Source organism: Burkholderia sp. MS455 (assembly GCF_016899445.1).
In the GTDB taxonomy this organism is placed as follows: Bacteria; Pseudomonadota; Gammaproteobacteria; order Burkholderiales; family Burkholderiaceae; genus Burkholderia; species Burkholderia pyrrocinia_C.
In genome coordinates this window covers 647,875-662,500 of sequence record NZ_CP041779.1, presented here as the reverse complement: position 1 = coordinate 662,500, position 14,626 = coordinate 647,875, and the positions used below count along the sequence as shown (strand labels likewise).

General features: G+C 67.8%; 13 protein-coding genes. 3 read left to right on the top strand and 10 right to left on the bottom strand.

Annotated elements, in window-relative coordinates; genetic code table 11:
* Positions 1 to 147: 147 nt before the first annotated feature.
* Complete coding sequence (locus tag FPJ27_RS22190; RefSeq protein WP_175963080.1) at positions 148 to 1,101, bottom strand: LysR substrate-binding domain-containing protein; 954 nt, start codon at positions 1,099 to 1,101, stop codon at positions 148 to 150.
* 231 nt (positions 1,102 to 1,332) lie between these two features.
* Between FPJ27_RS22190 and purB the strand changes: the two genes are divergently transcribed.
* Positions 1,333 to 2,721 carry an adenylosuccinate lyase gene (purB, locus tag FPJ27_RS22185; RefSeq protein WP_072436325.1) on the top strand — a complete coding sequence of 463 codons (1,389 nt, stop codon included), beginning with the start codon at positions 1,333 to 1,335 and terminating at the stop codon, positions 2,719 to 2,721.
* A gap of 69 nt (positions 2,722 to 2,790) precedes the next feature.
* Here the strand turns inward: purB and FPJ27_RS22180 are convergent, their stop codons facing one another.
* The gene (locus FPJ27_RS22180; protein ID WP_204425781.1) at positions 2,791 to 4,212 is read right to left on the bottom strand and encodes an FAD-dependent oxidoreductase; all 1,422 of its coding nucleotides are present in this window, start codon (positions 4,210 to 4,212) and stop codon (positions 2,791 to 2,793) included.
* Between the two features lie 273 nt (positions 4,213 to 4,485).
* Between FPJ27_RS22180 and FPJ27_RS22175 the strand changes: the two genes are divergently transcribed.
* Positions 4,486 to 5,133, top strand: a complete 648-nt coding sequence (locus FPJ27_RS22175) for a TetR/AcrR family transcriptional regulator C-terminal domain-containing protein (protein WP_204425779.1) — start codon at positions 4,486 to 4,488, stop codon at positions 5,131 to 5,133.
* A gap of 73 nt (positions 5,134 to 5,206) precedes the next feature.
* On the opposite strand, the gene FPJ27_RS22170 is transcribed toward FPJ27_RS22175, so the two are convergent.
* From FPJ27_RS22170 to edd, 4 genes are all read right to left on the bottom strand, one after another.
* The gene (locus tag FPJ27_RS22170; RefSeq protein WP_072436328.1) at positions 5,207 to 5,710 is read right to left on the bottom strand and encodes a gluconokinase; all 504 of its coding nucleotides are present in this window, start codon (positions 5,708 to 5,710) and stop codon (positions 5,207 to 5,209) included.
* Positions 5,711 to 5,723: 13 nt separating this feature from the next.
* The gene (locus tag FPJ27_RS22165) at positions 5,724 to 7,085 is read right to left on the bottom strand and encodes a GntP family permease (protein ID WP_034182722.1); all 1,362 of its coding nucleotides are present in this window, start codon (positions 7,083 to 7,085) and stop codon (positions 5,724 to 5,726) included.
* Between the two features lie 220 nt (positions 7,086 to 7,305).
* Positions 7,306 to 7,932, bottom strand: a complete 627-nt coding sequence (gene eda, locus FPJ27_RS22160; RefSeq protein ID WP_034182721.1) for a bifunctional 4-hydroxy-2-oxoglutarate aldolase/2-dehydro-3-deoxy-phosphogluconate aldolase — start codon at positions 7,930 to 7,932, stop codon at positions 7,306 to 7,308.
* A gap of 19 nt (positions 7,933 to 7,951) precedes the next feature.
* Entirely contained in the window at positions 7,952 to 9,808 is a 1,857-nt protein-coding gene (gene edd, locus FPJ27_RS22155; RefSeq protein ID WP_204425777.1) for a phosphogluconate dehydratase, read from the bottom strand.
* Positions 9,809 to 10,101: 293 nt separating this feature from the next.
* Between edd and FPJ27_RS22150 the strand changes: the two genes are divergently transcribed.
* Positions 10,102 to 10,950 (top strand): MurR/RpiR family transcriptional regulator, encoded by an 849-nt coding sequence (locus FPJ27_RS22150; protein ID WP_021158790.1) that lies wholly within the window; start codon positions 10,102 to 10,104, stop codon positions 10,948 to 10,950.
* 97 nt (positions 10,951 to 11,047) lie between these two features.
* Here the strand turns inward: FPJ27_RS22150 and FPJ27_RS22145 are convergent, their stop codons facing one another.
* The 4 genes from FPJ27_RS22145 to lptE all read right to left on the bottom strand — a co-directional run bounded on the left by FPJ27_RS22145 (position 11,048) and on the right by lptE (position 14,622).
* Entirely contained in the window at positions 11,048 to 11,470 is a 423-nt protein-coding gene (locus tag FPJ27_RS22145) for a CopD family protein (RefSeq protein ID WP_204425775.1), read from the bottom strand.
* 17 nt (positions 11,471 to 11,487) lie between these two features.
* Positions 11,488 to 12,759, bottom strand: a complete 1,272-nt coding sequence (locus FPJ27_RS22140) for a glutamate-5-semialdehyde dehydrogenase (RefSeq protein ID WP_204425773.1) — start codon at positions 12,757 to 12,759, stop codon at positions 11,488 to 11,490.
* Positions 12,760 to 12,957: 198 nt separating this feature from the next.
* Entirely contained in the window at positions 12,958 to 14,052 is a 1,095-nt protein-coding gene (gene holA, locus FPJ27_RS22135; protein WP_204425771.1) for a DNA polymerase III subunit delta, read from the bottom strand.
* An 18-nt stretch (positions 14,053 to 14,070) separates the two neighbouring features.
* Positions 14,071 to 14,622, bottom strand: coding sequence for an LPS assembly lipoprotein LptE (lptE, locus tag FPJ27_RS22130; RefSeq protein WP_034182717.1), 552 nt, complete (start codon positions 14,620 to 14,622; stop codon positions 14,071 to 14,073).
* Positions 14,623 to 14,626: the final 4 nt, after the last annotated feature.

The following is a 14,626-nucleotide window of genomic DNA, read 5'->3' as shown; positions in this document are numbered from 1 at the left end:
GCACGCGATCGGCCGTGCATCGCATCCGCGAACAATCGCGTTGCCCGCGCGCGGGCCGGCCGCCGGACAGCCGTCCGACAGGCGCGGCAAGCCCGCCGTCAGCCGGTCGCGGTCGATCGTGCGCAGTCGCCGGCTGCAGGCCAGTTGCTAACCGGCGGTCTCGCGCAGTTCGTCGCGCACGACCTCCCACAGCGCGCGCACGAGCTTCTGCCGCGGATCGTCGCCCTGCAGCGCGAGCTTGTCGCAGTACAGCCGGATCTCCATCGTCAGCGTGAACGGATGCGCGCCGCCGCGCGCCGCACGGTCGAGCCGGATCAGCCGGCCGCTCGCGACCGCGTCCTCGACCGCGCTGTGCGGCAGGAACGCGACGCCGTGCCCCGCGAGCGCCATCGCCTTCAGCCCTTCGGCCATGTCGGTTTCGTAGACGCGATCGAGGAACAGCCGCGTCGGCGCGTTCGCGATGATGACTTCCGTCATCCGGCCGAGATACGCGTTCGGCGTATACGACAGGTACGGCACGCGCGCGTCGGCCGTGCCGGGCAGCGTATGGCGCGGCCGGCCCGCGCGGCCGGGCGCCGAGAACGGGCTGATCGGCTCGCTGCCGAGGATCAGCATGTCGTAGCGCGCCGGATCGAGCGCGACCGGGTGGCTCGGGTGGTGGTAGCCCATCACGAGATCGCAGCCGCCCTCGACGAGCGACAGCACGGCGTCGTGCACGTTCAGCGCGCGCAGCCGCGTGTGGACCTGGCCCATCTTCGCCTCGATCCGCTGCAGCCAGCGCGGGAAATACGTGAGCGACAACGTGTGCGGCACCGCGAACTCGATCGTCGGCACCGGCGCGCCGACGTGGCCGCGCAACAGCGTCCTCGCCTCGTGCGCCTGCGACAGCATCGTCAGCGCCTGCTCGTAGAAGATCTGCCCGGCCTGCGTGAGCCGCGTCGGATAGACCGAACGGTCGATCAGTTCGGTCGCGAGCCACGCTTCGAGCGCCTGGATGCGCCGCGAAAACGCCGGCTGCGAAACGTGCCGCAGTTCGGCGGACCGGCTAAAGCTGCGCGTTTCCGCGAGCGAAACGAAGTCTTCGAGCCATTTCAGTTCCATGCAGGCGGGCGCGGCGGGCGGCGGTCGGGAAGAAGCCTGCATTCTACCGGCGGGCGGGCCCGGCCGGCGGCGGCGCGCCCGGCCCGGCGGCCCGCTGCGCACCGGCTCCGGGGCGGCGTCGGCACGCGGCGGCGCCCGCCGGCTGCGCACGGCCGGGATCGTCGCGCGCCGATGGTAAAATGCCGGATTCTCCCTCCCCTCGCTCGACCCGGCCCCAAGGCCCGCCCGACCATGTCCGACACTCGTCCCGATACGCTTTTCGCCCTCACCGCGCTCTCGCCCATCGACGGCCGCTACGCCAGCAAGACCGAAGCGCTGCGCGACTGGCTCTCCGAAGCCGCCTTCATGCGCCACCGCGTCACCGTCGAGGTGCACTGGCTGATCGCGCTGTCGCGCGCCGGCTTCGCGGAAGTCCCGCGCTTCTCCGACGCGTCCGAGCAATTCCTGCTGCAGCTCGCCGAGCGCTTCACCGCGCACGACGCCGCGCGCATCAAGGAAATCGAGCGCGTGACGAACCACGACGTGAAGGCCGTCGAATACTGGCTGAAGGAATCGGTGAAGGGCCAGGCCGAACTCGAGAAGGCGAGCGAATTCATCCACTTCGCGTGCACGTCCGAGGACATCAACAACACGTCGCACGGGATGATGCTCGCCGGCGCGCGCGAACACGTGATCGTGCCGGCGCTGCGCACGGTCCACCAGCGCCTCGTCGCGCTCGCGCACGCGCACGCCGAACAGCCGATGCTGTCGCGCACGCACGGCCAGCCGGCCAGCCCGACGACGCTCGGCAAGGAACTCGCGAACGTCGCCGCGCGTCTCGCGCGTGCGATCGCACGCATCGAGAAGGTCGAGATCCTCGGCAAGATGAACGGCGCGGTCGGCAACTTCAACGCGCACCTGTCCGCGTATCCGGAATTCGACTGGGAAGCGTTCTCGCGCGACGTGATCGAAAACCGCCTGAAGCTTACGTTCAACCCGTACACGATCCAGATCGAGCCGCACGACTACATGGCCGAGCTGTTCGACGCGGTCGCGCGCGCGAACACGATCCTGCTCGACCTCGACCGCGACGTGTGGGGCTACATCTCGGTCGGCTACTTCAAGCAGAAGACGAAGGCCGGCGAAATCGGCTCGTCGACGATGCCGCACAAGGTCAACCCGATCGACTTCGAGAACTCGGAAGGCAACCTCGGCCTCGCGAACGCGACGCTGCGCCACCTCGCCGACAAGCTGCCGGTGTCGCGCTGGCAGCGCGACCTGACCGACTCGACGGTGCTGCGCAACATGGGCGTCGCGCTCGGCTACTCGCTGCTCGCGTACGACTCGCTGATCCGCGGCCTCGACAAGCTCGAGGTGAACCCGCAGCGCCTGAACGAAGATCTCGACAACTGCTGGGAAGTGCTCGCCGAGCCGGTGCAGACGGTGATGCGCCGCTACGGCATCGAGAACCCGTACGAGCAGCTGAAGGAACTGACGCGCGGCAAGGGCATCACGCGCGAAGCGCTGCAGCAGTTCGTCGGCACGCTCGCGATCCCGCAGGACGCGAAGGACCGCCTGCTCGCGATGACGCCCGCGTCGTACATCGGCAAGGCCGTCGAACTCGCGAAGCGGATCGCGTAAGCGCCGCCTCCCCCGGACGAACGAAAGCCCGCTGCGAGCAATCGCAGCGGGCTTTTTCCTTTCAAGTGCTCAGAACGAAATCATCCGGCCCGGGTTGAGCGCGCTCATCACGCTCATCGCCGCTTTCGCAGCCGGGATCGCGATCGGCGACAACTGCCGCCCGAGCGGAATCTCGCGATGGTCGATGCCGGTCAGCATCGAGAAATCGTCGTTGCGGCCGACGAAATCGTCGCAGATCGCCTTGCCGATCCGCACCGTCTGCGCAACGCCGTGGCCGCTCCAGCCCTGCACCATGTACATCGGCACGCGGCTGTCGGTCTTGCGGCTGTCGGTGGCGCCGTTCAGCGTGAAGTCGCTGACGCCGCTCCAGCAGTAGTCGAGCGCGAAGCTGCCGTCGGCCTGCGGAAACACCGTGTTCAGCCGCGTCAGCAGATACGCATTGACGTCGGGCTGCGCCCAGCAGCTGCCGGTGCCCTGCCCGCCGAACAGCAGCCGGTTGCCGCGCACCGGCCGGTAGTAGTCGATCTGGAACTGCGTGTCGTACACGGGCATGCCGGCCGGCATCAGCGTCGCGACATCGACGTCGAGCGGCGCCGTCACGCTCACGTACGTGAAGAACGGCACCGTTGTGGCCCCGCCGTCGTCGAGCAGCCGGAACGTGGTGTTGTGCAGCGCGAGCACGACGCCGCGGCGCGCGGTGATCGTGCCGCCCGGCGTCGTCGCGACGACGCCCGCAGGCGTTTCGTCGAGCTCGAGCACCTCGGTGCCCTCGAACAGCGCGCCGCCGTTCAGCCGGAAGCCGTGCACGAGGCCGCGCACGAGCGCGAGCGGATGGATCTGCCCGCCGATCGCGTCGATCGCCGCGCCGTGGTACAGCCCCGAGCGCACGTATTCGTCGTGCAGTTGATGGCGGCCGACGAGCGTCACGCCCGCGTCGCCGAGATGACGGCGCGCATCCGCACCGTCGAGCAGCGCGCTCATGTGGCCGGGGTGGACCGCCGCCGTGACGTGGCCGCGCTTGCGGTCGAGATCGAGCGCGTAACGCGCGCCGATCGCATCGATCAGGTCCATCGATTCGGTCGACGCGAAGCGCCACAGCCGCTTCGCATCGTCGTGCGACAGATGGTCGATCATGTCGGCCGCTTCCCAGCGCGCGAGGCCTGGCGTCAACTGCCCGCCGTTGCGGCCCGATGCGGCCGAGCCGACGTGATGCTTGTCGACGAGGATCGTGTCGACGCCCGCTTCCGCGAGATGCAGCGCGGCCGATGCACCGAGCAGGCCCGCGCCGATCACGAGCACGTCGCACACGGCGTCGTGTGCGAGCGGCGCGCCATTCGCGTGGTGCGACAGCGACGCCTCGTACCAGTTGGCCGGGCGCTCGCCGTCGTAGCGGGCCGGGTTGCACCAGTTCCAGTTGTCTTTCTCGATGTTCAGTTGCGTTTGCTCGAAACGCGATTCGCCCTGGATCAGGGGTTGGTGATTGGAAGTCATGATTGCACTTGCATGGTCTTGGGCCGCCTGTCGAAGCCTTCTGGCTTTGCGTGTGGGGCAGCCGGTTCCACATGGGTGTCAACGAGAAAAGGGGCGCGATGGCCCGTGTTGACGGCGGACACGCTCGTGCCGCCTGGATCCCGGACTGTGCGAAAGCACGCATTGAAAGGTGCCGGGACACCCAATTTCTACATCGCAGAAATAATTCTACAGTGTAGAATAAGCTTTCGTCAAGTTTACGGCCGGATCCGCTCCGGCCGCCAGCCCGCATCGATGAAAGACAAACCCGCCCAGGGCCCGCGCGGCCTCGACAAGGACGCGATCGTCGCGGCCGCGCTCGCGCTGCTCGAAGACGTCGGCGAAGCCGCATTCAGCGTACGCAAGCTCGCGCAGTCGGTCGGCTGCGACCCGATGAGCGTGCTGTATCACTTCAAGTCGAAGGACGGCCTGAGCCGCGCGATCGCGAACGCGCTGTCGCGCTCGCTCGTGCCGGTCGACGACACGCTGCCGTGGCGCGAACGGCTGCGCGATCTCGCGCGCCAGTACCGCGCGCTCGCGCTGCGCCACCCGGCCGCGTTCGCGCTGCTGCAGCGCCACATGAGCACGGGGCCGGCCGATCTCGCGCACATCGAGGCCGTGCACCGTGCGCTGGTCGACGCCGGCATTCCGCGCGCGGCGCTGCCGTCGGTGTGCGTCGGCTGGTATGCGAGCGTGATCGGGCTCGCCGCCGCCGAGGCCGGCGGCCTCACGCGGCCCGCGAACGACGTGGAGCTGGCGGAAATGAACGCGCTGCCGGACACCGAGCATCCGCTCGTCAGGTCGGCCGCCCCGCTCTATGCGCAGCTCGATCCGGAGATCGTGCACGACACGATGCTCGACGTGCTGCTCGACGGCATCGCGAAGCGCGCGCACGCGGCCTGACCGGCTGGCGCGCCGCCAACGAAAAAGGCGCCCCGAAGGGCGCCTTTTTCATCACGATTGCTGCGAATCGCGCTCAGTGCTGCTGCGCGAGACCGATCTTCACCATCACCTGATCGACGATCTGTTCGGGCGTCAGCTCGATGCTGACCACGATCGCTTCGTCCGGGCCCGGCTCCTCGAGCGTGTCGAGCTGGCTCTTCAGCAGCGACGGATCGAAGAAATGGCCGGTGCGGGTCTTCAGGCGCTCGCGCAATACGTCGAACGAACCCTGCAGATACACGAACCGCACGTCGGTGTCGGTGCCGCGCAGCACGTCGCGGTACGAACGCTTCAGCGACGAGCACGTGAACACGGCCGTCTCGCCCGCGCGCTGCTTTTCCTCGATGGCCTCGCGGATCGAGCGCAGCCACGGCCAGCGGTCGTCGTCGGTGAGCGGAATGCCGTGGTGCATCTTTTCCTTGTTCGCCGCGCTGTGAAACGCGTCGCCGTCGGTATAGCTGCACGACAGGCGTTCCGCCAGCATTTCGCCGATTCGCGACTTGCCCGCGCCCGACACGCCCATTGCGATCAGAATCATTGACTACCCCTTGTTACAAAACCATGCTCAGCAGCAGCGTGAAGCTCAGGCCGAGCACCGAGATGATCGTTTCGAGCAGCGTCCACGTCTTGAACGTCTGGCCGACCGTCATCCCGAAATATTCCTTGATCAGCCAGAAGCCGCCGTCGTTCACGTGCGAGAAGATCAGCGAGCCCGAGCCCGTCGCGAGCACCAGCAGTTCCGGACGAACCGCCGCCCCCGATGCCGCCGCGATCGGTGCGACGATGCCGCAGGCGGTCGTCATCGCGACCGTCGCCGAGCCCGTGGCCAGACGAATCAGCGCGGCGACGAACCAGCCGAGCAGCAGCGGCGACAGGTGCGCCTGCGTGGCCGTTGCGACGATCTGCTGCGAGATCCCGCTATCACGCAGGATACCGCCAAAGCCGCCGCCCGCGCCGACGATCAGCGTGATCCCGGCGATCGGTGCCAGGCACTCGCCGCAGAACTTCTGGATCTGGTCGCGGTTGAAGCCCTGCAGCTTGCCGAACGTGAAGAAGCTCACGAGCACGGCGATCAGCAGCGCGACGTCCGAGTTGCCGGCAAAGCGCAGCAGGTTGTTCGGCAGCGTCTTCGGCGCGAAGACCAGGTCGGCCCAGCTGCCGACCAGCATCAGGATCACCGGCAGCAGGATCGTGAACAGCGTGATGCCGAAGCCCGGCAGCTCGCGCTTCTTGCCTTCGGTGTGCGTGTCGACGAATTGCGCGGCGAGCGGGTTGTTCTCCGGCAGCTTCACGAACTTCGAGATCGTCAGCGCGAACAGCGGGCCCGCGACGATCGCGGTCGGCACGCCGACGATCAGGCCGAATGCGATCGTCTTGCCGATATCGGCGCCGTACTGCTGGACCGCGAGCAGCGCGGCCGGGTGCGGCGGGATCAGCCCGTGCACGACCGACAGGCCGGCCACCATCGGCAGGCCGACGACGAGCAGCGACTTGCCGGTGCGCTTCGCGACGTTGAACGCGATCGGGATCAGCAGCACGAAGCCGACTTCGAAGAACACCGGCAGGCCGACGATGATCGCGACGAACATCATCGCCCAGTGGATGTTCTTTTCACCGAACCAGTCGATCAGCGTGGTCGCGATCCGTTCGGCGCCGCCCGATTCGGCCATCATCTTGCCGAGCATCGTGCCGAGGCCGACGACGATCGCGATGTGGCCGAGCGTATTGCCGTTGCCCGTCTCGAACGACTTGACGATCTTGTCCATCGGCATCCCGACCACCAGGCCGAGGCCGAGCGATACGATGATGAGCACCAGGAACGGATAGATCTTGAACCGCGCGATCATCACGATCAACGCCACGATCGCGATCACGGTATAGATGAGCAGCATGCTGCCTTGGACAGCCCCCATGTGGACTCCTCCTTGGGATTATTCGAACCGGGCGGATCGTTGCGAGTATGCCCGGCTATGCAGGTCTCCGAAACAGCGGGGAGACCCCCACCGTCAGGACGCTGAATTTTACTTATCTTTAGGGTTCGCGGATAGAACCGGTTCCATCAGCAAAAACCCTCGGTAAAACAAGCACTAAGCGCTTGTCTTCCGAGGGTCAAACCGTCATTCCGTACAAATCTTAACGGGGCAGCTGGCTCGCAGCTTGCGCGAGGCGCGTGACTTCGGCCCAGTCCTGCGCGGCGAGCGCCGCCTTCGGCGTGAGCCACGAGCCGCCGACGCACACGACGTTCGGCAGCTTCAGGAAATTCGGCGCGGTGTCGACCGTGATGCCGCCCGTCGGGCAGAACTTCAGCGCAGGGAACGGGCCGTGGAACGCCTGCAGCATCGGCACGCCGCCCGCCTGCTGCGCGGGGAAGAACTTCACGATCTCGTAGCCGAATTCGAGCGCCTGGATGATGTCGCTCGGCGTCATCACGCCCGGCAGCAGCGGCAGGCCCGCGTCGAGCGACGCGAGGTGCAGGTCCTTCGTCAGGCCCGGCGACACGCCGAACTTCGCGCCGGCCTTCTTCGCCTGCGCGCAGTGCTCGGGCTTCGTGATCGTGCCGACGCCGACGACGATGTCGTCCGCGAGCTGGCTCGCGCGCTGGATCGCCTCCAGGCCGGCCGGCGTGCGCAGCGTGATCTCGAGCACCTTCACGCCGCCCGCGTGCAACGCGCGCGACACGTGCTCGCCCTGCTCGACCGAGTCGAATGCGAGCACCGGAATGACCGGGCCCAGCTTCACGATTTCAGCAATCGTCTTCATCAAATTCGCTCCTTGAAATTCATGCGTCGACGCGGACGGCCGCTTCGCCGACCAGCGTCCCGAAAACCGATGCGCCCTGCTCGGCCGGCGCCGCGGCCGCGCGGAACACGCCGAACAGTTCGCGCCCGAAACCGACCTCGTTCTCGGCCTGGTGCAGCGGCTGCGCGACCGGGCGCGCGTGCCACTCGGCGTCGTCGACCTCGATGTCGAGCACGCCGGCTTCCGCGTCGATCACGAGCGTGTCGCCCGTCTTCACCTTGCCGAGCGGGCCGGCCAGCAGCGCTTCCGGCGACACGTGGATCACGGCCGGCACCTTGCCCGACGCGCCCGACATGCGGCCGTCGGTCACCAGCGCGACGTGGAAGCCCTGATCCTGCAGCACGCCGAGCAGCGGCGTCAAACGGTGCAGCTCGGGCATCCCGTTCGCGCGCGCGCCCTGGAAGCGCACGACCGCGACGAAATCGCGCTTCAGCTCGCCGCGATCGAACGCTTCCTGCACGGCTTCCTGCGAATCGAACACGATCGCGGGCGCCGTCACCTTGCGGTGCTCGGGCGCGACCGCCGAAATCTTGATCACGCCGCGGCCGAGCCGGCCCTGCATCAGGCGCAGGCCGCCGTCCGGCTGGAACGGGTCGCGGATGCCGCGCAGCACCTTCGTGTCGTGGCTCTCGGCCGCGCCGTCGACCCACGTGAGCTTGCCGTCGATCAGCTTCGGCTCCTTCGTATAGTGCGACAGCCCCTTGCCGGCGACCGTCGTCACGTCCTCGTGCAGCAGCCCGCCTTCGAGCAGGTTGCGCACCAGGAATGCGACGCCGCCCGCCGCGTGGAAGTGGTTCACGTCGGCCTTGCCGTTCGGGTAGATCTTCGCGAGCAGCGGCACGACGGCCGACAGTTCGTCGAAATCGTTCCAGTCGATCAGGATGCCGGCCGCGCGCGCGATCGCGACGAGGTGCAGCGTGTGGTTGGTCGAGCCGCCCGTCGCGAGCAGCGCGACGATCCCGTTGACGATCGCCTTCTCGTCGATCACATGGCCGATCGGCGTGTAGCGGCCGCGCTCGACGGTCAGGTCGAGCACGCGGCGCGCGGCCTCGGCCGTCAGCGCGGTGCGCAGCGGCGTGTGCGGATGGACGAACGCCGAACCCGGCAGGTGCAGGCCCATCAGCTCCATCAGCATCTGGTTGCTGTTCGCGGTGCCGTAGAACGTGCAGGTGCCGTGGCCGTGATACGCGGCCGATTCGGCTTCGAGCAGCGCGTCGCGGCCGACCTGACCGGTCGCGAACTGCTGGCGGATCTTCGCCTTGTCGTCGTTCGACAGGCCGCTCGTCATCGGGCCGGCCGGCACGAAAATGGTCGGCAGGTGGCCGAACTGCAGCGCGCCGATCAGGAGGCCCGGCACGATCTTGTCGCAGATGCCGAGGCAGAGCGCCGCGTCGAACATGTTGTGCGTGAGCGCGATCGCCGTGCCCATCGCGATCGCCTCGCGCGAGAACAGCGACAGCTCCATCCCCGGGTTGCCCTGCGTGACGCCGTCGCACATCGCCGGCACGCCGCCCGCGAACTGCGCGACACCGCCGTTCTCGCGCGCGGCGGCCTTGATGATGTCGGGGAAATCCTTGTACGGCGCGTGCGCGGACAGCATCTCGTTGTACGAGGACACGATGCCGATGTTCGGCTCGCGGATTGTCTTGATCGCGAATTTGTCGCTGCCCTCGAGGCCCGCGAAGCCGTGCGCGAGGTTCGCGCAGGACAGCGCGCCGCGCGCCGGGAACTTGCCCTGCGCGCCGTCGATGCGGTGCAGATAGGCGGAACGGGTCGATTGGCTGCGGGCGATCACGCGTTCGGTGACCTTCGCCAGAGTGGGGTGCAGCGACGTCATGCTGGGCGCTCCTGTATGCCGGCCGACACCGGCGGTTGGAATCGTGGGGACGGTCGAATGCATCGACTGAACGAAGCAAGTCTAGTAGAAAAACTACAAGCGTGCAATGCAGATCGATTCGCGCGCAACCCTCGTTCCCGCCACCAGCAAGGCTTTACTCAGTGAAAACCCTAATTACCCGTACCGTCATCGTGTCGCAAGCACTGCAATAACGCTAGTATTTTCATGTAGATTTTCTACAATTCGATTGCGATACACTCGCTCATCCGAACCCGATTTCCAGCCACTGTCCCATGCTGCCTCGCATTGAAGCGATCCGCGCCGAGCTGCGCCCGTCCGAGCGCAAGCTCGCCGACTACATCCTCGCCGCGCCGCGCGAGGTGCTCGACCTCGCGATGACCGAGCTGTCGACGCGCGCGGGCGTCAGCCAGCCGACCATCGCGCGCTTCTGCCAGGCGCTCGGCTGCAGCGGCTTTCGCGAATTCAAGATCCGGCTCGCGCAGAGCGTCGCGCCGGGCGTGTCGTCGGTGTATCGCGACGTCGAGCCCGACGAACCGGCGCCCGGCATCATCGGCAAGGTGTTCGACCGCACGATCGGCGCGCTGATCGAGGTGCGCAACAGCCTGTCCGCGGGCAGCGTCGCCGAGGCGATCGCGCTGCTGTCGAACGCGTCGCGCATCGAGTTCTACGGCGCCGGCGGCTCGGGCATCGCCGCGCAGGACATCCAGCACAAGTTCTTCCGGCTCGGCGTGCCGAGCGTCGCGTATTCGGATCCGCACACGTTCTCGATGTCGTCGGCGCTGCTCGGGCCGCACGATGTCGTCGTCGCGATCTCGAACACCGGCCGCACGCGCGACATCGTCGACGCCGCGCGCTCCGCGCTCGCGTGCGGCGCGAAAGTCGTCGCGATCACGCAGAGCCATTCGCCGCTCGCGAAGCTCGCGACGGTGAGCCTCGCGTCGAACGTCGCCGAGGAAACGGACGTGTTCTCGCCGATGACGTCGCGGATGTCGCATCTCGCGATCGGCGACATCCTCGCGGTCGGCGTCGCGCTGTCGCGCGGCCCCGCGCTGATGGAACGGGTCGGCCGCGCGAAGGAAGCGATCACGCGCCGGCGGATCGACGACGGCACGAAGGATTGAACAGGCGCCACACGGAAGCAGCGCGCACACGAACAACGGCGCCCCAAGGGGCGCCGTTGCGCATGGATCGGGCCGGCAGCCTCGCCGGCCGCACCGCTCAAAACGGCTTGATCACGACCAGCGCGACCGCCGCGAGCATGCCGAGCACCGGCAGCTCGTTGAACACGCGGTACCACTTGTCGGTGCGGCGGTTCTCGCCGCGCTCGAACACCCGCAGCAGGTACCCGCAGTATGCGTGATAGACGATGAGCAGCAGCACGACCGTCACCTTCGCATGGATCCAGCCCTGCCCCTGGCCGATGCCGATTACAAGCCAGAGCCACAGCCCGCAGGCCAGCGCCGGCACCGCGATCATCGTCATGAAGCGGAACAGCTTGCGCGCCATCAGCAGCAGGCGTCGCACCGCGGCCGGATCGGTTTCCATGGCCAGGTTCACGTAGATGCGCGGCAGGTAGAACAGCCCCGCGAACCACGCGGCGATCAGAACGATATGGAACGTCTTGACCCAGAGCATTGCCATCGGTTGTGCGCCTCGCTTTACTGGCGGCCTTCGCCGTGTCCGAGCACGACGTACTTCAGCGACGTCAGCCCTTCCAGGCCCACGGGGCCGCGTGCGTGCAGCTTGTCGTTCGAGATGCCGATTTCCGCGCCGAGACCGAATTCGAAGCCGTCCGCGAAGCGCGTCGACGCGTTGACCATCACGCTCGCCGAATCGACCTCGCGCAGGAAACGCATCGCGCGGTCGTGATCCTCGGTGACGATCGCATCCGTGTGATGCGAGCCGTATTGGTTGATGTGCTCGATCGCGGCGTCGAGGCCGTCGACCACCTTGATCGCGAGCACCGGCGCGAGATATTCGGTGTGCCAGTCTTCCTCGGTCGCGTCGACGAGCGGGCCGACGCCCGCGTCGGCGAGCACCGCGCGCGCGGCAGCATCGACGCGCAGCTCGACCTGCTTGTCGCGGTACAGCTTGCCGAGCGGCGGCAGCAGCTTCGCCGCGATGCCGCTCGCGACGAGCAGCGTCTCCATCGTGTTGCAGGTGCCGTAGCGGTGCGTCTTCGCGTTGTCGCAGACGGTCAACGCCTTGTCGAGATCGGCGCGATCGTCGACATACACGTGGCAGATGCCGTCGAGGTGCTTGATCATCGGCACGCGCGCCTCGTTGATCAGGCGCTCGATCAGGCTCTTGCCGCCGCGCGGCACGATCACGTCGACGTATTCGGTCATCGTGATCAGCTTGCCGACCGCCGCGCGATCGGCGGTTTCGACGACCTGCACCGCGTCCTGCGGCAAGCCGGCCGCCGCGAGCCCTTCGCCGATCAGCTTCGCGAGCGCCGTGTTCGATTCGAGCGCTTCGGAGCCGCCGCGCAGGATCGTCGCGTTGCCCGACTTCAGGCACAGCGCGGCCGCGTCGATCGTCACGTTCGGGCGCGATTCGTAGATGATGCCGATCACGCCGAGCGGCACGCGCATCTGGCCAACCTGGATCCCGCTCGGGCGGTACTTGAGGTTGCCGATCTCGCCGATCGGATCGGCCAGCGACGCAACCTGGCGCAGGCCTTCGACCATCGTATTCAACGCGTTGTCCGACAGCGTCAGGCGGTCGACGAACGCCGCATCGAGCCCTTTTTCACGGGCGCGGGCGACGTCGCGCGCATTCGCGTCCTTCAGCGTCTGCGCGTCGCGTTCGATCGCGCGGGCCACGGCGTCGAGCGCCACGTTCTTCGCGGCCGTGCTGGCGCGCGCCATCGCGCGGGAAGCGTGCCGGGCGCGACGGCCCAGGTCGGTCATGTACTGATCGATATCCATCGTGTGACTCGAGAAGCAAGCCGCGCTGGGCGGCATGAATTCGTGGGGAAGCGAGGGGGCGGCCATCCGTGGGGCGGCCATCCGCGGGTGGCCATCCGTGGGGCGCGGCAACCGGAAGGCCGCGCCGCGGATGGCCGCCCCGGCTTTCGAAGCATTGTAAGCGGGTTGCGCAGCGCGCGCTGAAGGCCCGAACGGGACTTAGCGTCGCACGCGACCCGCGGTCGGCGGTCGCTCGCCGCGCGCGCCCGCGACCGTCATCGCGAGCTGGAACAGCCCGTCCCACGGATCGGGCGGCGGTTGGTCCTGCGTGCGGCGGCCCGGCACGACGGCCGTGAGCCCCTTGACCTGCCGGTCGAGCTGCGCGGCGAACGCGAGCGCCTTCTCGAGCACGGGTTCCGACACGCGGTTCAGCGCGGGGCCGATCAGCCGTTCGCGCGGGCCCCACACGCGGTTTTCGCGCAACAGCGTCGCCAGCGGCTTGCCGGCCGTCGCGCCGCGCTTGATCCGCAGCAGCGTGCGCAGCTCCTCGACGACGGCCCACATCACGAGCACGATCGCCTCGCCCTCGCCCTTCAGCCCGTCGATCATCCGCGCGAGCCGCGCGGCGTCGCCGGCGAGCATCGCCTCGTTCAGCTTGAACACGTCGTAGCGCGCGACGTTCAGCACCGCATCGTGTACCTGCTCGAACGACAGCGCGCCCTGCGGATACAGCAGCCCGAGCTTCTGGATTTCCTGGTGCGCGGCGAGCAGGTTGCCCTCGACGCGCTCCGCGATGAACTGCAGCGCGCGCCGCCCGTCGTCGCCGGCCGCGACGCGCTGGCCCTGCATCGACAGACGCTGGCCGATCCAGTTCGGCAGTTGCACGCGGTCGACCGGATCGATCTTCAGCGCGACGCCGCCGTTCTGCAGCGCGGTAAACCACGCGGATTTCTGCGTGGCCGCATCGAGACGCGGCAACGTGACGAGCATCAGCGCATCGGGGTTGGCGGTGGCCGCGAGCGTCTTCAACGCGTCGACGCCTTCCTTGCCGGGCTTGCCCGACGGAATGCGCAGCTCGATCAGCTGGCGCTCGCCGAACAGCGACATCGCCTGGGTCGCGCCGAGCAGCACGCTCCAGTCGAAGCCGCGCTCGACCGTATGCACCGAACGCTCGGTGAAGCCGGCCGCGCGCGCGGCCGCACGAATGCGGTCGCATGCTTCCTGCGCGAGCAGCGGCTCGTCGCCGTAGACGGTATAGAGCCCGGCCAACCCCTTCGCGAGGTGCGGCTCCAGCGCATCAAGTCGCAATTGCATCGGTGCGTGCGCCGTCGATCAGAGCGGCGGCGGCGGCAGCGGCGCGCGCGGCGCGACGCCCGGCACCACGTCCTCCGGCGCCGGCGTCAGCGAGTGGACGATCGCGAGACGCCGCATCAACTGGTCGACCGCATCGTTCTGCATGTCGCCGTACAGGATGTCGGCTTCCTGCGCCTTCGCGTTCGTGTACTGGTCGCTGTACGTCATCGCGCGGTTCAGTGCGATCGCGCTCGGCGGGATCAGCACGGTGCCGTCCTTGCTCGTCAGCGTGTAGTTCAGCGTATAGAACAGCGCGTACTCCTGCGCCGAACCGTACTTGTTGAGCGTCAGCGTGTTCTGGCCACGCGACTCCCACATGCGCAGCACGGCGTCGGCGTCGTCCGCCGACTTGACGATCTTCGTGTCGCTGCCGGCCTCGACGAGGCGCGTGAGCCGCGCCTCGACGGGCGCCGGCGCGCCGGCCACCAGCAGGTGCTTGAACGCATAGTCCTGCTGGCCCCGCAACTGGAAGCCGCATGCCGACAGCGCAACCGCGCTGCCGACGAGCATCAAAAACGATCTGCGGATCACCTTC